The sequence below is a fragment of the Chitinophaga sp. 180180018-3 genome, from assembly GCF_037893185.1.
Taxonomy (GTDB): domain Bacteria; phylum Bacteroidota; class Bacteroidia; order Chitinophagales; family Chitinophagaceae; genus Chitinophaga.
The window spans coordinates 3,006,964-3,028,894 of the sequence record NZ_CP140772.1; the positions used below are offsets into that span (position 1 = coordinate 3,006,964).

Annotated in this window: 17 protein-coding genes; 6 read left to right on the top strand and 11 right to left on the bottom strand. The window is 46.3% G+C overall.

The genetic code is table 11. The features are described from left to right. Complete coding sequence (locus UNH61_RS11775; protein WP_326992186.1) at window positions 1–1,524, bottom strand: AMP-binding protein; 1,524 nt, start codon at window positions 1,522–1,524, stop codon at window positions 1–3. Between the two features lie 44 nt (window positions 1,525–1,568). Then, on the bottom strand, window positions 1,569–2,006 hold the full coding sequence (locus tag UNH61_RS11780; RefSeq protein ID WP_326992187.1) for a lipocalin-like domain-containing protein: 438 nt from the start codon (window positions 2,004–2,006) through the stop codon (window positions 1,569–1,571). A gap of 285 nt (window positions 2,007–2,291) precedes the next feature. On the opposite strand from UNH61_RS11780, the gene UNH61_RS11785 reads away from it, so the two are divergent. Further along, window positions 2,292–2,534: a hypothetical protein gene (locus UNH61_RS11785; protein ID WP_326992188.1), complete on the top strand. Its 243-nt coding sequence runs from the start codon at window positions 2,292–2,294 to the stop codon at window positions 2,532–2,534. A gap of 3 nt (window positions 2,535–2,537) precedes the next feature. After that, window positions 2,538–3,602 (top strand): ABC transporter permease, encoded by a 1,065-nt coding sequence (locus tag UNH61_RS11790; protein ID WP_326996165.1) that lies wholly within the window; start codon window positions 2,538–2,540, stop codon window positions 3,600–3,602. Between the two features lie 38 nt (window positions 3,603–3,640). On the opposite strand, the gene UNH61_RS11795 is transcribed toward UNH61_RS11790, so the two are convergent. The 6 genes from UNH61_RS11795 to UNH61_RS11820 form a co-directional block, all read right to left on the bottom strand. Beyond that, window positions 3,641–4,672 carry a TlpA disulfide reductase family protein gene (locus UNH61_RS11795; RefSeq protein ID WP_339071073.1) on the bottom strand — a complete coding sequence of 344 codons (1,032 nt, stop codon included), beginning with the start codon at window positions 4,670–4,672 and terminating at the stop codon, window positions 3,641–3,643. 197 nt (window positions 4,673–4,869) lie between these two features. Beyond that, complete coding sequence (locus tag UNH61_RS11800) at window positions 4,870–6,033, bottom strand: ABC transporter permease (RefSeq protein WP_326992190.1); 1,164 nt, start codon at window positions 6,031–6,033, stop codon at window positions 4,870–4,872. A 6-nt stretch (window positions 6,034–6,039) separates the two neighbouring features. Continuing rightward, window positions 6,040–7,038, bottom strand: coding sequence for a biotin/lipoyl-binding protein (locus tag UNH61_RS11805; protein ID WP_326992191.1), 999 nt, complete (start codon window positions 7,036–7,038; stop codon window positions 6,040–6,042). Between the two features lie 3 nt (window positions 7,039–7,041). Next, window positions 7,042–8,448: a TolC family protein gene (locus tag UNH61_RS11810; protein ID WP_326992192.1), complete on the bottom strand. Its 1,407-nt coding sequence runs from the start codon at window positions 8,446–8,448 to the stop codon at window positions 7,042–7,044. 210 nt (window positions 8,449–8,658) lie between these two features. Beyond that, on the bottom strand, window positions 8,659–11,244 hold the full coding sequence (gene mgtA / locus UNH61_RS11815) for a magnesium-translocating P-type ATPase (protein ID WP_326992193.1): 2,586 nt from the start codon (window positions 11,242–11,244) through the stop codon (window positions 8,659–8,661). 10 nt (window positions 11,245–11,254) lie between these two features. Next, window positions 11,255–12,553: an acetyl-CoA hydrolase/transferase C-terminal domain-containing protein gene (locus tag UNH61_RS11820; RefSeq protein WP_326992194.1), complete on the bottom strand. Its 1,299-nt coding sequence runs from the start codon at window positions 12,551–12,553 to the stop codon at window positions 11,255–11,257. 192 nt (window positions 12,554–12,745) lie between these two features. On the opposite strand from UNH61_RS11820, the gene UNH61_RS11825 reads away from it, so the two are divergent. Further along, window positions 12,746–15,238, top strand: coding sequence for a cation-translocating P-type ATPase (locus UNH61_RS11825; RefSeq protein WP_339071077.1), 2,493 nt, complete (start codon window positions 12,746–12,748; stop codon window positions 15,236–15,238). An 85-nt stretch (window positions 15,239–15,323) separates the two neighbouring features. Here UNH61_RS11825 and UNH61_RS11830 read toward each other — a convergent pair whose 3' ends face one another. Then, the gene (locus UNH61_RS11830) at window positions 15,324–16,364 is read right to left on the bottom strand and encodes a zinc-dependent alcohol dehydrogenase family protein (protein WP_326992196.1); all 1,041 of its coding nucleotides are present in this window, start codon (window positions 16,362–16,364) and stop codon (window positions 15,324–15,326) included. A 188-nt stretch (window positions 16,365–16,552) separates the two neighbouring features. Here UNH61_RS11830 and UNH61_RS11835 point away from each other — a divergent pair, with 188 nt between their 5' ends. After that, window positions 16,553–17,107: a hypothetical protein gene (locus UNH61_RS11835; RefSeq protein WP_326992197.1), complete on the top strand. Its 555-nt coding sequence runs from the start codon at window positions 16,553–16,555 to the stop codon at window positions 17,105–17,107. A 98-nt stretch (window positions 17,108–17,205) separates the two neighbouring features. On the opposite strand, the gene UNH61_RS11840 is transcribed toward UNH61_RS11835, so the two are convergent. Further along, window positions 17,206–18,927 carry a hypothetical protein gene (locus UNH61_RS11840; protein WP_326992198.1) on the bottom strand — a complete coding sequence of 574 codons (1,722 nt, stop codon included), beginning with the start codon at window positions 18,925–18,927 and terminating at the stop codon, window positions 17,206–17,208. Between the two features lie 202 nt (window positions 18,928–19,129). Continuing rightward, a complete protein-coding gene (locus tag UNH61_RS11845) occupies window positions 19,130–19,885 on the bottom strand; it encodes a class I SAM-dependent methyltransferase (RefSeq protein WP_326992199.1) in 756 nt (251 codons plus the stop codon). A 363-nt stretch (window positions 19,886–20,248) separates the two neighbouring features. Here UNH61_RS11845 and UNH61_RS11850 point away from each other — a divergent pair, with 363 nt between their 5' ends. Next, entirely contained in the window at window positions 20,249–21,238 is a 990-nt protein-coding gene (locus UNH61_RS11850; protein ID WP_326992200.1) for a hypothetical protein, read from the top strand. Beyond that, window positions 21,225–21,905 carry a TauD/TfdA family dioxygenase gene (locus UNH61_RS11855; protein ID WP_326992201.1) on the top strand — a complete coding sequence of 227 codons (681 nt, stop codon included), beginning with the start codon at window positions 21,225–21,227 and terminating at the stop codon, window positions 21,903–21,905. Before UNH61_RS11850 ends, UNH61_RS11855 begins: the two co-directional genes overlap by 14 nt. The last annotated feature ends 26 nt before the right edge of the window (window positions 21,906–21,931 follow it).

Here is a 21,931-nt window from a genome sequence, read left to right on the forward strand (position 1 = left end):
TTAATTCTTTTTATGCTGAAAATATTGTTGATACTGCGATCTGAGCACTGTCCGGGATATCTTCCCGTTAGCATTCCGGGGAAGCTCGGGTAAATAGGCGATATCTCTCGGTCGGCAATGGCTTTCGACATTGCTCTTAATATAGCTGGTAACAGCGCTCTTCGTATCTTCCTTCCCAACAACAAGTAACAACATAGCGATAAGCGATTCCTCATCAGGAAGGTCCAGCAGCATGCATTCTTCAATACCTGATACTGAACTGAGTAACCGGGATTCAAAGGCACTCGGATTTACCCACCGGCCATTGGATTTAAACAATTCATCCTTGCGGCCATGATAAACATAGGTACCGTTGTCGGCCTTGCTGAACAGATCGCCGGTATGATACCAGCCATCCCGGAATTTGGCATTGTTCCTTACGGGATCTTCCCAGTATCCGGCCAGCGGATAAGGCGTTTTTACACACAGTTCTCCCGCAACCTGTTTTTCCTTCGGCTCGCTATGGCTATAGTTGAGTTGCAGATCATAGCCTTCCACTACATTCCCTGTATTTCCGGCGCCATGGCTGCCGGGCTTATTGGTAAGGAATACGTGGCCTACCTCCGTACAACCGATACCATCCAGTATCGGATGGCGGGTATATGCTTTCCACTTTTCATACAAAGCAGCCGGTAACGGAGAACCGGCAGAAAAGAATAGTCGCACTTCCTTCAGTGCTGCTGTCAGTTCCGGAGTAGGCGAATGCAATAAAGCCGCGTACATTTTAGGCACGCCAAAAAAGACGCTGGGCTTATAATGTATGATGTTGGCTGCAACACTGGCGGGGTCTGGCCATTGGCCGTCGATTAAAACGCTGGCGCCCGTCAGTAACGGAAAGAAAAAGCTGTTGCCGAGGCCGTATCCGAAAAACATTTTTGGAACGGAATAGATCCGGTCGTGTTGATGGATGCCAAGCGTGTCGGTGGCAAACAGTTTTGTGTTGATGAGCATTGTATCCTGGCTATGCTGTACAGCCTTCGGTCTTCCGGAGGTGCCGGATGTATATTGCCAGAATGCAATACTGTTGGGTTTCTTCCGATAAAAAAAAGTGGGCCTGGAAGAAAGAAAAGCGGTATCATTCAACTGGCTTTCCCGGAAGATTTTATCCGGCGCAATAAATATCGCCTGCCGAAATACCGTCTTGAGCCGTTCCTGTTCTGCATCGTCTATTATAATGGCCGCTGCCCGGCTGTCGTCCAGTATATAAGCCAGCGTTTCCGGCTCTGTTTTCGGATTAAGCGGCACCGGTATGGCGCCGATCTTTAACAAGGCCAGGAATGAGTAAATGAAGGTGGGACTGTCTTTTAATAGCAACAACACTCTCTGTTCAGGAAGAATGCCGGCAGTATGGAATCCGCCCGCAAAACGTCCTGTTTGTTCACAAATAAAATCGCCCTTCAGGAATTGATTGTTGAATAGGATCTGGTGCTCATTGTCGTGGTCACTAACAGACATGAGAATTCTCTCTGCAAGATTATATTGCATAGCGGGTTACTTGATGGTTTAAAATAGGATAGTACTAAGGTTGCTTACAGCCGTTGCCAGGTAAGCTGAAAAGTCATGGGTTTATCGTACACTACCAGGGGAGGCGTTTTCAACACCAGTTTGTCGTCTTGTAAGGTGGCGTAACGGATAAACCTGATTCCGATAAAATTGGGAAAAAGGCTGCCTTCTACCACATGGGAGATCTCACCAGGCTGTTCCTCGGAATAACGCCCATAGTAGGCGTTATATCCGAGGAATGCCGCAGAAGCTTCTTCCGGCGTACAGACGCCCATTGCATCCGACTTGAATCTGGGTCTTTCAGGATTCATGATCTGAACATTCATGTGACCTTTCTCGTCGTACATTAGAATACCGGAAGGTGTGGATCCAAAGAAATGAAGTGATTGTCCGTTGGCGTCCCAGTCGACGCAGTTAGTCAGGGCCCAGGAGCCGACTATAAGGTTTCCAATAGTGGGTTGCATAATGGTATATTGAGGGTATTAAAATCCGGATAGTAAAATCAGGATAGTAAGATAGTAATTATTGTGGAATTATTAACTGGTATAAAAGGAACTGAGAAGAATGAACAGAATGAACAGCATGTTTACGGAGGCGGCTATACGTTCTCTGCTTTATGTCCGTTACCGAACAATCTCTGTACTCATCCGGACACTTAATCAATACACATCATGATTAAGTCTCTGTACATCATATATCTGTAACATGGCATGATAATACCTGCCTCTCCCGCAATACTTCTTCACACTATGAACCTCCTGATCAAAACTATATTCCGCCAGCTATGGCGCCAACGGCTCTTCACTTTCCTCAACATCATAGGAATTGCCATCAGCATCAGCGCCTGTTGGGTGATCTACCGCATCGTCAGTTACGAATATAGCTTCGATAGTCAATTGCCCGATCGCACTAATACCTACCGCCTGGTAACAGGAATGATGTTTGAACAAACAGAAAGTTACAACGGCGGCGCTTCTGCTCCGCTATATTAGTTCCTGCGTGAAGAAGTACCCGGCCTCAAACGGGTGGTACCGGTTTTCTCCCAATGGATCAACGTCGTGGAAACTACGGATCAACGGCAGGAACCTGTTGTTAAAGGTAACGTAAAGGGTGTGGTGGCTACTGATTCTACTTATTTTGCAATGGTGCCTTACGCCTGGTTAGCCGGCAGTCCCGCTACTGCGCTGAATGCTCCGGAAAATGTAGTGCTTACCGAAAGCCGCGCAAAAAGTTATTTTGGTACAACCGCTCCGGAGGCGGTTTTAGGGAAAATAATTACTTATAACAAAGAAAAGAAACGGACGGTAACGGGTATCGTAAAAGATCTGGGCTATCCTACAGAATTTACGGGACAGGAATTTTTCAGGCTTCCTCCTGCAACTTATTCGCTGGGCCAGTGGACCAGCACCGATGGTGCTAACCGGGTGTATCTCCAGCTGGGGCCGGGTACGGATACGGCAAAGGTGCTGGCAATGGTAACGAAGGTGGCCGGCGAAAAATGGGAGGAGAATTTGCAGGATAGCAAGCTTCCCCGCAGCATCAAACGCTGGTTCAAACTGATACCGCTGACTGAATCGCATTTTTCAACTTACATCCCTGAGTGGGAGGTACGTAAAGCCAGCAAACCGGTAATGCACGGACTCATCGGCCTGGGTCTGCTGCTGATCATTGCGGCCAGCATCAATTTTGTAAACCTCGCCACCACCATCGCTATCATTATAAGCTGCTTGGGCCTCTTCGGCCTTGCGGTGCTCATCGCATTCCAGCGTACAAAGGAAATCGGTATACGGAAAGTGCTGGGCGCTACTGTTACCGGCATCATACAGATGCTGATGTTGGATTTTGTGAAGCTCGTGCTTATTGCGTTGGTGATCGCCGCTCCCATTGCATGGTGGGGCATGTCGAAATGGCTGCAGAACTTTGTTTACCGGATCTCCATTGAATGGTGGATGTTTGCGCTGTCTGGTGCGGTAGTGGTGCTCATTGCCATATTTACGGTGAGCTTCCAGGCGGTAAGGGCGGCCCTGGCCAACCCGGTGAAGTCGCTGCGATCCATGTAACAGGGAACCCGGCGCTGCAATACCATCTTTATAGCTGCTTATTTTTCCAAACGTTCCGATAATAATTGTTTCAACAGGCTCAGATGATCATCATCCTTTACAGTGCCGTTGTTGTAAATCGTACGCCCGGTTTTATCAATCAGGTAAAGTTGCGGAATCGGATAGGACGATAATGCATCCCGGATATGATCATCTCCGAATACCAACGTCCAGTTCATGGCATATTTTTCAACCGCCTGCTCAAAAGCCGCGCGATCCTTGTCTACATTGAATGAAATAAGCCTGAAGTCACCTCCCTGGTATTGGTCGTTGATGATCTTTAAATCCGGTATCTCCCTCACACAAGGTCCGCACCACGACGCCCAGATCTGTATCAGCACATACTTTCCACGGAGCCTGGATAATTCAATTTTGTTATTGTTGATGTCGGCTGCTGTAAAATCCGGAAAATTGCTGTTGGTGGTGATAGCTACTTTATTTTGAAGAATTTCCCGTACATGTTCGGCGGACCTGGAGTGTTTATATTTATCAGGCAAAACTGTATTGTAATACCGCAGCATCTCTTCCGGTTTTAAGCATATCACCGGAAGTATTCTCTCCTGAAGTACCCAAAAGGAGATGTATAGATCCGGGAATTTTTGAATGAACTCAAATTCTTTATATGTCACCGTATCGGCCATCCTGAATGCCTGCATCCGGAGAGCGGTATCGCTTCCGAATTCGCTCATGTTTTTCATGATAAAACTTAAATGAGCATCCTGTTTTTCTTTTATAAAGGCATCATAAGTGTTACCTCCTAATCGGGCGTAAGGAACAAGATTTACAGATCGCTTTTCGTCGATCGTATAATATTTACCCGTATCAGGCAATGATACCACAACGACATCGGAATTTCCTTTTTTAAAAAAGGCCCTTCTGGCAATATAACTGGTATCACTGGTATGGTAGTATATCGAGATCAACCCATAAGGAGCAAACAGCTCCCCGTGCCACTCCTGGTTCCCTTTGGGATCTATATCGTGGCGCCTGATCCCGTCGCTCACTGTTATAGCAAAGTTTTGCTGATTCAATGGTGGCGTAAAAACGAATCTGACATGCGCTGAGTCATTCGCTAACGCTGAAAAACACGTGAATAGGAGCAATGCGGAGAATATACCCGGGTAACTTTTCATCTTGCTAATAACAATTATTTTGTTATTAAATATATTACACAAAATGAATGATGGGTGGATGACCGTTGTTAAAGTTTCGCCAAGACTCCCATAACTTATCTTGCAGCCCTGAACATCCGCCAGAGCTTTATCTTCAATGCCAGCCAGCCTATGAATGCATAAACGAGTAACAGAATACCCAAATGTCGTATATACGGAAACGTTAGTCCCACCGCGCCTTTCTGAATCAACAGAATTTTAAATGCCTGTAAAAACGGCGTCAGTGGAATAATGTTGGCCATAAACTGAACGAAAGACGGCATAGCGCTGAGCGGCCAGGTAAAGCCGCTGATGATAAACGCCGGCGAAGCAATCACCATCAGTATTTGCGTGGCTTTTAACGCATCCGGTATAAGTATGCTCACAAATACACCGAGGAAGGAGGCGGAGCCTACAAAAAATGCAGTAAGCCATATAAAGTTCAGAATACCTTCCGGCAATGGCACCCGGAAAAGAATATGCATCAGATAATAAACTGCAACAATCAGGATAGAAAAAAGCCAGATGGGAATCACTTTTATCAGCATAATAGGGAAGGCCCATCTGCGCATGCCACGGTACTCTTCCACGAAAGAACCCCGCTGGAACTCCGCTGCAAAGCTAACGGCCATCGCCAGCAGGATCACCTGTTGCAGTACTACCGCCAGCATGGCCGGCCACATAAAAATCAGGTAGTTACTGGTAGTATTGAAGAGCGTGATATAGTTGGTTTTGAAAGGCTCATACTGGGTGGCTGCCCTCACTGCCGGCATCCCCATTTTCTGTAATCCCTTGATGGATACACCCGCGGAAAATGTACCAATGGTCAGCTGCAATGCCTTGGAAGCGAAGTTGGCCGTTAATACGTTTCCGGTGTTAACATATACATTCACTTCAGGATATTTCTTCTGCAATATATCCGCTTCAAAACGGGAAGGGAGCATCACTACAGCAGCTGCTTCTTTCCTGATCACTTCACTGTTCACGTTGTCGGGCTCCCGCAGATATTTCAGCACCTTAATACTTTTATTATCTCCCAACATCTCCACCAACTGGTTAGATAACGGGGTATTATCTTTATCGATTACGATTACAGGTATATTCTCCACCTTCCCGCTTTTGTACACAAAACCCAGCAGTGTGGCATAAAAGACCGGCGCCAGGAAAAAGACGGTGCGCAGGGTGGAATTGCCAATGAACAGCTTGAACTCACGTTTCAACAATCGGATAAATTCTTTCATGCCTGATTATTTCAGTAAAACAGTTGCATTTACCAGTATATCTTTCACCTTACTCATATCTTTAGGTTGCACCTTGATCTCATATATTGCATCCTGTATCTGGTAGTCAGGATAAGCGGTGGTGATATCCGCATAACGGGTCAGCTGCCTGATATACGCGACGGTTCCATCCACGTCTTCTTTATTGTACGATACCTGCATTTTTATATCCTGCCCTGTTTTGAAGGGCGCAATTTTGCTTTCCGGTATCGTAAAACGGAAGTACGTGCTGCCGGGTATATATCCGTTGAACAGCGCAAAGCCGGCCGTAGCCAGCTCTCCGGGATTCAGGCTGATCGTTTCTATTTCCATATCGTTGGTAGCAATGATATACCGCTCCGAATAAGCAACGTTCGCTTCCTGTAATGCGCCCTTTGCCTGGGATGCCTGTCCGGCGGCCATTTCCACTTTTTCAATACGGGTACCTCTTTTTACATCGTCCAGTTCTGCTACTACGGCATCATACTGGGCTTTTGCTCCCTGGAATTTTGCATAGATCTCATCGTAAGACTGAGGCGACATCAGGCTGTCGTTGAACATATTGGTTGCCCGTTCATACGATTTTCTCGCAAATTCATATTGCTCTTTCAATCCTTTATACTTGGCCTGCAGTTGTTTCAGCTGATCGGCTGTAGCGCCATTGCGCGCCATCTGCTCCTGTGCGGTGGCGGCATTAACGGCCCCCTGCGCCTGTGCAATTTTTGCCGAAACCTCCGGTACATCCAGCAAAGCCAGGGTGTCGCCTTTCTTCACTGTTTGTCCTTCTGCTACATAAATTTTCAGTATCCTGCCGGTAACTTTAGGCGCAAAAGAAATGACGTCCTTTTTAGCTTTTCCTTCCACCCGGTCAGCATCCCGCTTTTTCGAAGCACAGCCTGCCAGTGCCAGTAAACCGATCAATAATATGCTGCTGGTTATTTTCATTTTATCGTAGTTAATTTTAGTAATCGTTGTAGCTGTCTGCATAAGTTAATATAGTTTATTAACATCCAGTTCCTGTGTCGACCGCATCATTTCAATAGCAGCTCTGCGCTGATTGAAGATCGCATTTTGATATTCCAGCTCGGCCGTCTCCAGGTCGTTTTCTGCATCTATCAGCTGAGTGGATTTGGACATACCATACCTGAACTCCTTCTCGGCCTGTACCAACGCATCACCGGCTATTTCCTGCTGCTTTTTCTTCAGCGCAATCTGCGCATTGGCGATATCATAATTAGATTGATTGTTGGCCTGGTTCAATGTGAGTTTACGTAATGCATCATACTTCTGATTCTCCAGCAACTCCTGGTCGATACGGGCAACTTCGATGGCATGTTTGCCTTCCCTGCCATCGAAGATCTCCCATTTGAATCCAACACCAGCCAGTACTAAAGGGAATATATTCAGATTCGTAGGCCGCCAGTCGAGCTTATGGCCAGGGTAACCAATTGCCGGGATAGGAGGGATGATGTTATCAGACGATTTAATCCTGCTGCCATAGAGACCGAAATACGCGGCGGATGCCATCAGCTGTACTTTTGGGATCCACCAGGTTTGTTCTGCTTTTATTTTATAGGCAGACGCATTAATACCGTGGTTCAATGCCCGGATCTCCGCGCGGTCTGCTATCGTTTTCTGAGGCACTGGCGGTGTCATGGGCACCAGTACAGGCTCAATAAGCCGAAGCCTGTTTTTGTCGATACCGGTCAATACCTCCAGTTGGGTCAGTAGCAGTTCCTTCTTCCCTTCATATTCCGCTACTTTAGCATCCAGTGTAGCTTGCGCTACTTCTATTTTTTTATGATCGTAGGGGGTGATGAGTCCATATCCCAACGCTTTGTCGGCCGTTTTACGGTTGGCATCCAATCTCTTTTTCGCTTCATCCAGCACGCGTTTCGACTGATGCACCAGTGCCAGCTGATCATATGCCCGCGATACCATCGCTACTACTTCATCACTCGTTTTTTCCAGCAATGTATTTTCAGACAATTTCTTTTCTCCCAATGCTTTGCTGAGATATTTTACTTTGCCACCGGAATGCAACAGCATTTTGGCGTCTGCCTTTGCCAGCCCCGAAAAACCCGATGCCGTAATGTTGTTGTTGTATTTACCTTCCGGGATATTCAGAAACGGCGCCAGGTTCAGCTCGGGAGATATAACGCGCGCAGTGGCATTCATGTAGCCCGCCATACCGCTTACTTCCAGCGTGGGGAGGTAAACATCTTTGAGTTTGTGCTGATCAAGACCGGTAAGTTTATTTTTGGTGATCTGACCCCGAAGGTCCGCATCCCGCACCATGGCACTGTCAAGCAATTCCCTGAAACCCGGCGCTGTTTGCGCCCGGCAATAGTTGTAAAACAAAAGTGAAAGGAGTAGGAAAGTCAGCTTACTTTTCATCGATAGCATATATTTTATTATATATAGATAGATACCACACGGGTGGTATCTTTAATACAAGTTCAGAATATCGTTTAGTTCCTCAGGCGTTAACCATATCTATAAAAAAGGTCATATATCCTGACTTTATAGTGTTCGTTTATTCAAATTAACACATAAAATAAACTAATGTTTGATTGCTCCTTTGATATCGATAAATTATATATGGTTTTATTTTTTATTCAATACGGGACTATAACGCTTCGTATAGCCGGTAGCGGGGGAAGGGGACTGCCTGGCATACTGCTTTTGACCGTGCCGCCGCAGCCATTGTTTAAGCAGCTCGGCGCATAGCAGGTAAACTATCACCAGTACAATGATGTAAAGAAGAATGTTCCAGGGAAGAGGTTTGAATCCAATGCTGCTACTGAAAGGAAGATAGGGAAGCAGCCATCCTGCCAGCAGGCAGCCGGATACGCTTATCGCCAGCTGAGGCGCGGGTTTGCTTTGAATAAACGGCAGCTGTTCTGTACGGATGATGAAAACAACAAGTACCTGTGTAGCCAGGGATTCCATGAACCATCCTGTTCGGAATAATTCCGGTCCAACTGCAAAATAACCGTGTAATAAAAAGAAAGTGAGCAAATCAAATGCAGAGCTGAGCAGGCCAAACAGGATCATGAAACGCCGGATATCTTTCATATTCCAGCTTTGTGGGGTAAGGATATATTTTTTATCAACATGATCGGTGGGGATAGTAATCTGGGAGGTGTCGTACAAAAAATTGTTGATAAGTACCTGAACCGGCAACATGGGCAGGAACGGAAGAAACAGGCTGGCAGCAGCCATAGAGAACATGTTCCCGAAATTGGAGCTGATGCCCATTCTGATGTATTTCATGGTATTACCAAACGTTTTCCTGCCTTCCAGTATCCCTTCTTTCAGTACCAGCAGATCTTTGCGGGTAAGAATAATATCGGCCGCATCCTTGGCTACTTCTGCTGCACTGTTGACGGTAATACCAATATCAGCGGTCTTTAATGAAGGCGCGTCATTTATACCATCTCCCATATAACCTACTGCCCGGTGCTTTTTTTTCAATACCTGGATAATCCTGTTTTTCTGTTCAGGCGCAAACCTCGCAAAGATAGTTGTATCGGATATCCGTTGAAGTAATGCTTCATCACTGAGACCATCTGTTTCCACACCTGTTATCATACCCTTTACCGGCAAACCAATCTCCCCGCAGATATGTTGTGTAACCAGGTGATTGTCGCCGGTAATAATTTTCACTTCAACTCCCATGTTTTGCAAGGCGTTTATAGTATCCGCAACAAACGGTTTGGGTGGATCCCTGAATATAGCGAATCCGGATAATTGCATATCCTGCTCATCTTCCTTTACATATCTTTCACTTGCCGGTACATTTCTGACAGCTACGGCAAGTGCCCGGAACCCTTCACTGCTAAGGTTTTCATAAAGTAAATGCGCCTGCTCGCGTAACTGCTCATCCATGATGCAATGCTTCATTACTTCATCCGGTGCTCCTTTGCAGATCAACTGGTACCTTCCGTCGTCTGATACTACCACACTCAAACGCTTGCGGGAAAAGTCAAAAGGGATTTCGTCTTCTTTTTTAAAGGAAGTAATGTCGGGCTGGCTATAATGCAGAATAGCATCATCCAGCGGGCTATGGATACCGCTCTGGTAATAACTGTTCAGGTAAACATATTTAAATACTTCCGTTGATTCCTGGTTATGCAGATCTATACATCGCACCAGCGCTATTTTATCTTCGGTAATGGTGCCGGTTTTATCAGTACACAATACTTCCATACTTCCGAAGTTTGGTATGGCAGTGATGTTCTTAACGATCACTCCTTTTTTAGCCATATGAACAGCTCCCTTCGCCATCGTAACACTCATGATCATCGGGAGCAGTTCCGGCGTGAGACCTACAGCTACTGCCACTGCGAACATAAGAGATTCCAGCAGGTTGTGTTTGGAAATAGCATTGACGAGAAAGATAAACAACACCAGAAGAAGGGTTACTTTCATAATCAGATAACCGAAATCGCGGATACCCCGGCTGAAATCCGTTTCTATAGGACGTTGTATCAGCTTTTCTGCAATTTTTCCAAACTCACTTTCTTTGCCTGTTACTACAACCACCGCCTGTGCTACGCCGGATATGACATTGGATCCCATGAATACGGTATTATTTAAGGAACTTAGTCCATCGGCCGTTTCTGTTAATGGATCGCTTGTTTTTTCTGCCGGAAATGATTCTCCTGTAAGCGACGATTGATTTACAAAAAGATCTTTTGCTTCCAGCAGGCGGGCGTCGGCCGGAATAATCTTACCGGCGTTGAGCCGGATGATGTCGCCCGGGCACAGGTCTTCCGGAAACAGTTCCTGCCAGCTTCCATCTCTAAGCACCTCTACTTTGTTCCGTATACTATTCTTCAATGCAGCTGCGGCATTACGCGCATCATGTTCCTGCCAGTAGTCCATGCCAACACTGAGCAGCACGATAAAAATGATAATGATGGCGTTTATGGTTTCTCCCATAGAAAGAGAAATCATACCGGCTATCATCAGTATTATTACAAGTGGACTTTTAAAATGTGACAACAACTGGAGCCACTCTGCCGTCTTTTTTTTATCATCTATTGTATTAGGTCCATATAGATGAATACGTCGCCCGGCTTCTTCGGAAGTAAGGCCCTGCGTAGCGTCTGCCTTTAGCGCCAACAAAACGGAGCTGGTGTCGGCGGCGGCAATTTCATATATCAGGTTTTTTTCCCCTGGTTGCATATATGTGATATTAGAAAATCGTTCGGAATGATTTTTTAAAGCGCTCGCGACAAGCCTTTTCCAGTTCTTCCCTGTGATCGGGATGAGCGATGCTGATCAGCAAACGTGCTCTTTGTTCCAGGCTTTTGCCATACAGATTCACCACACCAAATTCAGTGACTACGTAGTGTACATGTCCTCTTGTTGTTACCACTCCGGCTCCCTGTTTCAGACTGGGCACGATACGGGAAATGCCTTTGCGTGTAGTGGAAGGCAATGCAATCACAGGTTTTCCACCTTCCGACAATGCGGCTCCCCGCATGAAATCCATTTGTCCGCCTATACCTGAATACTGATAGGTGCCAATAGAATCCGCACATACCTGCCCGGTAAGATCAATCTCTATAGCACTGTTGATGGCTACCACTTTGGGGTTTTTGCGGATGATATCACTGTCATTTACAAAGGAAACATCCATCAGGCTTACATAGGGATTGTTATCAACGAAATCGTAAACCTTTCGCGTTCCCAATATAAAACTGCTGACAATCTTTCCTCTTCTTATTTCCTTATGTTCATTGGTGATGATTCCTTTTTCAACCAGTGATACCACGCCGTCAGAAAACATTTCTGTATGTAAGCCCAATCCTTTATGATTGGTAAGCTGCTTCAATACTGCATCCGGGATGCTGCCAATTCCTACCTGGAGCGTTGCGCCATCGTCGATCAGCCCGGCAACATAAGCCGCAATTTTTTCAGAAACATCATTCGTTTCTGTTGCATAACTCACCTCCGGCAACTCCGTGCTTTGCCATACCATGGCGTCGAAACGGGAATGATGAATAACGCCGTCGCCCATCACCCGTGGCATTTGCGGGTTAACCTGGGCGATCACAATTTTTGCATTCCTGACAGCGCTGAAAGCAGCGTCAACAGAAGTGCCGAGCGTACAGTAACCATGTTCATCAGGCGGCGATACATGTACCATGGCAACATCCAGGGGAAGATATCCCTTTTCAAACAGATGCGGGATCTCACTCAGAAAGATGGGTACATATCCTCCGCTGCCATTATTCACCCATTCTCTTACATTGGCGGAAACAAACAGGGAATTCAGGCGGAAATGCTCCTGTACAGCCGGTTGGTTCCATTCTATATTTCCGTAGGTACTGATAGAGACCAGTTCTATATCGCTCAGCTGCCCGGCCTTTTTAAATAAGCCGTTTACAAGGAACAATGGTGTGGCTGCACTGCCATGAACGAAAACACGGTCGCCACTGCGCACCAGCGATAAAGCTTCTTCTGTTGTCTGATAGGAAATTTTTGACATAATAGTAATGAGTATTTTTGTACTGAGTTGTTATCAGGCACTTCCAGCCATTCCCGGATTTGCTGGTCAAAGTTCGGTCGCCGTTTTTGGATAGTTTATAACTATTGTCAGGATTTAAACTGATTTATCTCATTATTTGCGGGAAGCAGCCTGTATAATATTGCGTACCAAACGGAATTAAAGATGCAGACCTTGAATTCAATCCAGCCCCCACTGCCGCAAGGACTGGCGGGTAAAGACATCCCAGGCCTACAACAACAGTATGGCAAAAATGTTTTTGAAGCAACATCTTCACGTGGTTTATTCTTTATACTGAAAGATCTCGTACGGGAACCGATGTTTTTGTTATTGCTGTTTGCAAGCCTTCTTTATTTTATGCTGGGAAGCATTACCGAAGGCACAACGATGTTGGTGGCCATGATGCTGGTGAGTGCTGTTTCCGTATACGAGGGGGCCAGGAGCGAAAAGGCATTGGAGGCGCTGAAACAGTATACAGCTCCCAGCGTTTCGGTGGTACGCGATGGCATCCTGGAATCTGTGGCAACCAGCGAACTGGTACCCGGCGACCTGATCTTACTGCAGGAAGGGGACCTGATTCCTGCAGATGGCCAGGTCATAGACGCCAACGATCTGACCGTTGATGAGGCTATCATTACCGGAGAATCTTTCCCGGTGGAAAAGAATACCACACCCGAAAACAACCTGGTACTTCAGGGAACTACCATCAATGCAGGTAAATGTACCGTCAGGGTAACTACTACCGGAAGCCGGACGGTATTGGGCAAGCTGGGTAAAAGTATAGACGCCCCGCAAACTTCGCGGACGTTGCTGCAGGAACAGGTTAACAATACCGTACGGCGCCTGGCCGTATTTGGCGTGGCAGCTTTCCTGCTCATTTGCCTGGTGAACTACATTAAAAGTCATGATATCACAGGCAGCCTTTTGCTGGGACTGACATTGGCAATGGCTGCCATTCCTGAAGAAATACCCGTTGCATTTTCGTCATTCATGGCTTTGGGCGCATTTTATATGTCGAGGATGGGGATCATCTGCCGGCGGCCGCAAACAATAGAATACCTGGGTTCCATGAATGTGCTATGCCTCGATAAAACCGGTACTATCACGGAAAACCGGATGAATGTGGCCATGATATACGACTATAATGCTGATAAGCTTACTGACCTGGAACAGGAACAATTACAAAGTTCCCGCGTATTGTATTATGCAACACTGGCCTCGGAACACCCGGCATTCGACAGCATGGAAAAAGCAATTATCAATGCCTATGAACAGCAAAAGGATGTTGAATATATGCCCGCTATGATTCATGAATACCCGCTGGAAGGGCGTCCGCTGATGATGACGCATGTATATCCTTCTCCGCAGGGCGCCCTGGCAGCCGCAAAAGGAGGGCCGGAGCGGATTATGGCCGTTTGCCGGCTGGATCAGGCAACCATGGCCAGGCTTAACGGCATGCTGGCGGCCATGGCGGAAAAAGGATACCGGATCCTGGGTGTAGCCAGCGCCATGGCCGACAGGGAAAAATTACCAGCACACCAGGATGATTTCAACTGGAAGCTAGAGGGATTTATCAGCCTGTACGATCCGCCCAGGCAAAATGCCGCCCAGGCTATAAAGGACTTATATAATGCCGGTGTAGACGTAAAACTCCTTACTGGTGATTACCCGCGTACAGCTATTCATATTGCCGAAAAAACGGGTTTGAAAAATAGCGGGAATTATATATCTGGTGAAGAGATAATGAAGATGGAGGAAACGCAATTGCAGGAAACGCTGGTAAGAACAAACATTTTTGCACGCATGTTTCCTGAAGCCAAACTGAGAGTGATCAATGCCCTGAAAACAATGAACCTCATCACAGGAATGACGGGAGATGGTGTGAATGATGGCCCGGCGCTGAAAGCAGCCCATATCGGTATTGCAATGGGGAAAAAGGGAACAGAAATAGCAAGGCTCGCGGCCGACATGGTGATCACAGACGATAACCTGGCAAATATTCCCGAGGCAGTCAGGCAGGGACGAAGGATCAACAACAATCTGAAAAAAGCAATACGCTATATTATGTCCATTCACATCCCTATCATACTTACTGCCACTGCACCATTGCTGCTGGGATGGAAGTATCCTGTTATTTTTGATCCCATACATATTATTTTCCTGGAATTGATAATGGGGCCCACCTGTTCTTTCTTTTTTGAAAAAGAGCCGGTTGAAACAGCTGCCATGAAAAAGCCGGTCAGACGCCTTTCAGGGGGATTGTTTACTACCGGCGAAACCCTGATTACTATTGTACAGGGACTTGTGATCACTGTGGGAGTATTGGGGATTTATCACTATTTTATGAAAACAGCATCCCTTGAAGTCACCAGAACTGAGGTATTCATAACATTGGTAATCAGCAACATTTTTCTGACATTCGCGAACCGGTCCTTTACAGAAAATATCCTGCATACCATCAGGTACAGCAATAAACTGGCTCCACTGATTGTGGCAATCTCTATTCTTTTTATAGCGGCTATATACTTCATTCCGGTGTTGCGCGGTTTATTTGGAATAGCCGGAATTAGCCTGTCATGGTTCCTGATAGCCATGCTAACAGCCTTTATTTGCGTTTTCTGGTTTGAGATTTATAAGTCAATATTGTTCCGGAGAAGCAGGCCGTAAAACCGATGGCGCCCTACGAAAAGGCGCCATCGCAAATAAACAGTATTTTCTGCCCGAAGCCTGATTCAACAGGCGGGCTGCATTTTTATTCGTTGATAAGGATCACCTTTAACGCTTTTTTCGCAGCAGCATTTCCGAAGGTTTCATATGCATGGATGATATCGTTCAGTTTGAAGCGGTGTGTTACCAGCTTAAGGGCGTCGATCTTCCGGGCATTGACTGTTTTTAGCAACATGGGAGTAGTGACGGTGTCCACAAGCCGCGTGGTGATAGTGATATTCCTGGCCCACAGGTTCTCGAGGTGAATCGTGGCACTTTTGCCGTGCACACCCACATTGGCAATGGTACCACCCGGAGCCACCAGCAGCTGGCAAAGCTCGAATGTTGCCGGGATGCCCACTGCTTCAATAACGGTATCCACTCCCACACCTCCTGTCAGCTGCATCACTTTTTCTGCTGCATTCTCCTGACTGTTGTTGATTACCCTTGTGCCGCCAAATTGTTGGGCTACCTGCAAACGGTTATCGTCCGGATCTATCATGATAATTTCAGCCGGTGTGTAAAATTGCGCGGTAAGCAGGGCTGCCAGGCCAATGGGACCTGCACCTACAATGGCGACGGTGCTGCCAGGCTGCACTTTGCCGTTCAATACACCACATTCAAAGCCAGTAGGCAGAATGTCACTCAACATTACCAGCGCCTCTTCGTCAGCATTTTCCGGTATCCGGTACAAACTGGTATCGGCATGTGGAATCCGCACGTACTCCGCCTGTGTACCATCTATCAGGTGACCCAGTATCCAGCCTCCGTTTTCACAATGCGAATACATACCCCGTTTACAATAACTGCATTTTCCGCAGGAGGTAATACAGGAGATGAGCACATGATCTCCTTTCCTGAAATTCGTAACGGCCGTCCCTGTTTCTTCCACAATCCCAACACCCTCATGACCGAGTATACGGCCATCTGTAACTTCCGGCACGTCGCCTTTCAAAATGTGGAGATCGGTTCCACAGATGGTAGTTCTGGTGATGCGCACAACGGCATCAGTAGCCTCCAGGATGGATGGTTTCGGCTTTTCTTCCCAGGCTTTATTGCCCGGGCCATGATAAACTAATGCTTTCATATGATCGGTATTATCTGTCTGCAAACTACGTTTCCACCGGCCGGCTTTTTATGATCGTCATTAGGGGAAGGAATGATTGCCGTCATGATATGGAAATAGGAAGAAGGAATCTCAGGGGCATTTCAATAAATATGATCTCCTTTAATTAAATTCGCAATATCCCTTAATACATATTTATCCCTTCAGTAATGGAACAGGTTGCATTGATAAAGATCATTCAGGAAGATATAGTACTGCATAATGAGGATCACGGAACGAAACCCGGCGACATTTACGTCAGGCCCGCCTGGAAAGAGGCCTATTACAACCCTGCAAAAAAGACCGGCAACGGCGAGGTAATCGTAAAACCACTGGCGGTATGGATGGGGATACCATTCTATATTATTGCTATTATCACCATTGTGATTTTAAGCCAGCGGAATTACCTGATGTTACTGGTGCCTGCAGCAGCGGTAGCTGGCATACTTTTTTATGGACACCAGTATCCGGCGCCGTCAACGATTGTCAACGCTATAGGTATTACCTACAAGAACCGGACATTTAAATGGGCCGATCTCAATGGCGTCTTCATTGCTTCCTGGCTCAATGGGAGGCAGGCATATTTCGAACTGATACTGCTTCATACAGATGGCAAACTAATGTATATCCGGCTGCCCAGTGGATATTCTATGGCGGCATTAGGCACGGCTATACGCGATTTTCAACCCGCCGATTGGAAACCGCTTTCAAGAATGAAGAATTAGGAATGAAGAATTAAGAAACAGCGTGAAGATATTAGCGAGTAGTTATTCGCTAATATCTTCACGCTGTTTCTTAATTCTTCATTCCCAATTCCTCATTCTCAAAGGCTGTACGTCCAAATATCCCCGTTCCGCATCGTTATCTTCGGGCTGGTATACAACAATGTAGTGCCATCTGTATCATACACATAAAAATGGCCGGTTTCGATATTGGTGTTCATAAATAATTTAATCCTGTCGGGGCCGTAGGCTCTTTCTATGTCGCCCCACCTGGCTCCCGTGGCATCGCTGATGAAAATAACTTTCTTTTGCAGCCACTTGGCGTAAATAGCGTTATGATCCAATGTGGATACCGCGCCTGCACCGTAGAAGATTCCGTATAACCGGTTGTTGTTCGTAACGATACCGGCGGAAGTGATGTATTGGTCGCCCGTACCCTGGTTAGTGGTCAGCACCTGGCTGGCAGGGAAATTAACCGGACTGCTGCCAAGGCTGTACCTTACTTCTGTACCATTCATATGCATAACCATCAGGTAATAACTGCTACCTCCATACGTAAATTTCTTTACGTCCTGCGCTACTCTTCCTTCATTCAATACATCACCCGTGTAACTGAAATTAATCATATCGGAGCTGGTAGCATGGTGCACGGCGAAGGCATGTCCTGTACTGGTATAGTTGAAATCGTTGAAATAAAGGTGATATACGCTATTCTCAAGGTATACCACATTGGAGCCGTTTACATCGGCGTTGTTCCAGTTGGCATAGCCGCTCATATTAAGCAGGTAGGAGGCATTGCCGGCAGACGGTGTCCAGTTCACCCCATTCGGAGAAGTGGCATAAGCCGGTTTGTTCAGCGCCGGAGATCCGCCATAGGTCGTATAATACATCAGCCACGTGTTGTCCGGCTTCTTGATAACAGTTTCGTTATTAACGTGTATCATCACACCTTTGTCTATCATTAGCGCATGTGGATTGAAGGTAAGGAAGTTGTCGTTGCTAACGGTAACTGATATACGATCGTTGCCGCTGGTGGTACCATCCCAGCCGCCGAAATATACGTTCCAGGCCCCTCCGTTGCTGACTGCATTCGGTGCATAGATATTGCTGTTGCCTCCCGGCTGCGCGGATATGATTGGGTAACGGGCATCGTAGTTCCAGTTGCTCATCATATTCGGGTTGAATGATCCGGAGCCAACGTTGCGTATCTCATTCTGCTGGTAAGTATTGTCGTTACCCAAAAAAGTAAAATGGCTCAGCTGCGAATCATACCCGGCCCCGGCTTCAGCCAGCTGGAATACATAGTTGCCTACATCATCCTGTCCCAGTTTATTGGCAACAATACGTATACCGTTGGCATTAACTGTTGCGGGCAACGGCAGTATGATCCAGTCGTGCTGCGGGGTAGGGAAAGCCGTGTCTGATGCGGCCAGTATCCAGTTGGTACCATCAGACCAGTAAATATCGAAATTGACAGGAAACCCTAATGCGCCACTGGTATAATAGCGCGGATACAGTTTTATATAGTTCACGTTATGAAAACCGTTAAACCAGTAGGCGGCCCACTCCTGAACGTTGGCGGTGGAATGAGTGTTGGAGCTCCATATCGTGGTTTCATTCGTGTCCGCAAGCGCTGCTGCCGGCCATAATGCGGAAGAAGCGGCAACGCTGGTAACAGGTATATCGGTACTGCTGTAGGTGATAGCACCCACTAACATGCCCTTATTATTGGGGATACGTTCCAGGGTGGCTGTTTTCCTGCAGGCATTAAAGGCAATGAAAACTCCCGACAAACAAAGAAATAGACAGATTGAATTTTTCATAACTCAGAATTTTGGTTTATGCGCTAATAGTGAAATAGGCAGGGTGTGGAAAAAGATAAGGCACATTCCGGCATGCAAGTCCCTGCATCCTTTGCGGATGAATGTCAGAGCACTGTTCTCTATTTATTACGGCAGATGCGTTGCTGATAACAACGCGTAATGAATGTAGAAAGAATTGAGGGAATAACTGTCCTGTACTGTCCTAGTCGATCTTTGCCGTATATAGGGTTGTGGTATAATCAAACCTGATCTTCCCGTTTTCTTCATAACAATTGAACAACGCTGCCAGTTCCGCCAGCATGGCTGCACAATCTGCATCTTCTTCTGAAGGCAGAAAGGAGGTCGATAACAAACGGCCGCGCAGCTGCTCGTAGTCCAGCAGTTGCGTGTGCGTGAATGTCTGCCTGCAGTACCCGGACGATGAAAAAAATGAAGTATGCCTGTCTTCCGCTGCCAGGTCTCTGTTACGCGCTTCATAACCTCTTCCGAACCGGGCAATGATGCGCTCATAAGCAGCTGAAAAATCCGTTGATATATCACGTATATTCCATAACAACAGAATATGTGCATCAGGCCTGGCAATTCTCCTGAATTCCTGCTTCGCTTCCTGCTGCGCAAACCAATGAAACGATTGTCCCGCAAGGATAATGTTGATACTGTTATCGGGCAGGGAAGTGTTTTCTGCCGTGCCGTTAATACTATGAAATCTGTCATATCCCTGCAGATACTTTTCTGCTTCCGCTCGCATCGCGTCATTCGGCTCTACTCCGTAAACGGTATGACCGTTATCGAGAAACAACACAGATGAAATACCTGTGCCCGAACCGATATCAGCTACCTCCATCGCGCTATGCAGGCCAATAGCGGATGTCAGATGATCTATGATGGCAGCAGGATATCCGGGGCGAAACCTGGCGTAGTTGTTGGCGCGGTTCGTAAATCTGGTAGTATTGTTCATATTTGTTTGTATAACACCATCTGTTAATAAGGTTTCAGGAAATTGCCGGTTTGATTGAATGGATAGGTCAACAGCTTTATTTGTCTTTCATCAACTCAAATGTATATATAAGTTCAACACCACACAAAACAGAAATAGATAAGACAGAATTAACGATAATATTTTTTGCATATCAGAATTTTTCTTTTACTTTATAGGAATGACGATAGTTGCCCGGCTTAACCTGAAATAGATAAACTTATTGCCAGAAGACCCTTGACCCGAACTAAAGTTTCCTATTTACCAAGCTAAAGATCAAACCCTTAAAGTATTGCTGATAACCCGTGCGTTGTGTTGTTTTACCTAACTCAAAAAATAAAGCTTATGGAGCATTTGCTAAACTATGACGACAGCAGAGCGCTTGCTTTTCAAAGACCTTCTCTGAAATCCGTCGATGAAAAGACCCTTGCCGAAATGCCTGTGTACAACATTCTCTGCGGTAAAGGTGCAGGACTGCCCTTCGATTATCTCATGACAGATATCTATTCAGGATGCCTTCCCATCAAGAGTATCTGCTATGGTAACTGCTCTGCAGCCGAATACTGGATCAACAAAGGCCATAACTTTGGAATGCGCCGTATCAACAATTTTGATGAAAAGGAATTCAGAAGCTCCATTGAGCAGTTGCCCCGCGAACAGCGATGGCTCCGTCAGGGCTGGGTTTCCGACTGCTCCCTGTCGAAGAAAGCCTGGGACGTATTGGCCGACGCTTCGGATATACTGGCGGAGTATAACATCCGCCTCGTCATCATCTCTAAGGTATTCACCGATCCCAGTGAAGCCGTTATGCAGCGGTTGGCAAAGAACAAAGCAGAATTAAGGGTTTCTATTTCTGCTATCGATACCAAAAGAGAGATAGAAAAAAGATTTGATTCCCTCGAAGCGTACCGGCAGGCAGGAGGCATGGCGGTGCCTTACCTGATGTCGTTCAAATTTGCAGATCATGCATTGAAAAATAATCAGGAACTGATCGTAGAAAAAGTGGTGGCAGACGATTATGTTGCTGCGGAACACCCGCTCAGATTAAGCAACGACAATATCGGTCTGGAAAGCGCTGAAACAGACAGACACTATCATCCTAAGTTCGCAGACCAGACCTGGTTTGGCCGGCTCTACAGCGAAATCGGCAACTTCATTTTACCTCCGCCTACTTTCCTGCCACCGGAATATGATTTCCATTTTCTCAGCTATGCTGATCTCCTGAAAAACGGCAACGCTTTCCGGTTTAATAATCTTCCTACTTACCAGGATCTGATTGAAAAAAATTTAGTTCACAATAATACTTTTGATCATGCAAACTATGACGTTAAATAAGGACTTGTCTACCTTCGAAACAAGTGAAGCCGACATTCTGAACACTATTGCTGCACCGCTGTTCTCGCAGGGATATGCTGCGGAAGATATCGGAGCTATTTCCTCAAAAGCATTGTTGTCCGTTGCCTACTTTTTTGGAGAAGTAATACCTATCGGCAGAGGAAATGATCACATTACGGAAATCAAAACCAGCGCGGAAGTGGGCACAAAAGAAGTTCCGCTTCATAACGATAAATCTTACTGGCGCATACCTCCCCGGTATTTAATTCTCTACTGCCGGGAATCCAGCGGCTTTGAAAATAATCATATGCATGTATCAGATATCCACGGCGCCTTTGAACAACTGAGCGAACAGGAAAAAACTGAACTTTCTGACCGGGTGTTAGATATATATCACCCCTCCAACAGGAGTAGCGGGACACTGAAAGGTAAGCTGGTCAATCATCTCAATGAAGAGGTATTTTACCGCCTCCGTTCCGATACCATCGAAAAAACCTGGGGCGCCTTCAATCACTGGGACCAACTGGTGAACGAGAACTTCATTGAAGTGCCCTTCAATCCCGGTACCATCCTCATCATGGACAACTGGAAATTTGCACACGGCCGGAAATTGACCGCTTTGGAAAATAGCTTTTCAAGAAATATCGACAGAGTACTGATTATGTAAGTTTTTAGTTTTCAGTAAATGTGGTG

Excerpts from the sequence above, each read along its gene's own strand:
- UNH61_RS11820 (WP_326992194.1), bottom strand. The coding sequence starts at position 12,553 with ATGTCAAAAATTTCCTATCAGACAACAGAAGAAGCTTTATCGCTGGTG.
- UNH61_RS11780 (WP_326992187.1), bottom strand. The coding sequence starts at position 2,006 with ATGCAACCCACTATTGGAAACCTTATAGTCGGCTCCTGGGCCCTGACT.
- UNH61_RS11805 (WP_326992191.1), bottom strand. The coding sequence starts at position 7,038 with ATGCAGACAGCTACAACGATTACTAAAATTAACTACGATAAAATGAAA.
- UNH61_RS11800 (WP_326992190.1), bottom strand. The coding sequence starts at position 6,033 with ATGAAAGAATTTATCCGATTGTTGAAACGTGAGTTCAAGCTGTTCATT.
- UNH61_RS11785 (WP_326992188.1), top strand. The coding sequence starts at position 2,292 with ATGAACCTCCTGATCAAAACTATATTCCGCCAGCTATGGCGCCAACGG.
- UNH61_RS11850 (WP_326992200.1), top strand. The coding sequence starts at position 20,249 with ATGGAGCATTTGCTAAACTATGACGACAGCAGAGCGCTTGCTTTTCAA.
- UNH61_RS11855 (WP_326992201.1), top strand. The coding sequence starts at position 21,225 with ATGACGTTAAATAAGGACTTGTCTACCTTCGAAACAAGTGAAGCCGAC.
- mgtA (WP_326992193.1), bottom strand. The coding sequence starts at position 11,244 with ATGCAACCAGGGGAAAAAAACCTGATATATGAAATTGCCGCCGCCGAC.
- UNH61_RS11830 (WP_326992196.1), bottom strand. The coding sequence starts at position 16,364 with ATGAAAGCATTAGTTTATCATGGCCCGGGCAATAAAGCCTGGGAAGAA.
- UNH61_RS11845 (WP_326992199.1), bottom strand. The coding sequence starts at position 19,885 with ATGAACAATACTACCAGATTTACGAACCGCGCCAACAACTACGCCAGG.
- UNH61_RS11840 (WP_326992198.1), bottom strand. The coding sequence starts at position 18,927 with ATGAAAAATTCAATCTGTCTATTTCTTTGTTTGTCGGGAGTTTTCATT.
- UNH61_RS11775 (WP_326992186.1), bottom strand. The coding sequence starts at position 1,524 with ATGCAATATAATCTTGCAGAGAGAATTCTCATGTCTGTTAGTGACCAC.
- UNH61_RS11810 (WP_326992192.1), bottom strand. The coding sequence starts at position 8,448 with ATGAAAAGTAAGCTGACTTTCCTACTCCTTTCACTTTTGTTTTACAAC.
- UNH61_RS11835 (WP_326992197.1), top strand. The coding sequence starts at position 16,553 with ATGGAACAGGTTGCATTGATAAAGATCATTCAGGAAGATATAGTACTG.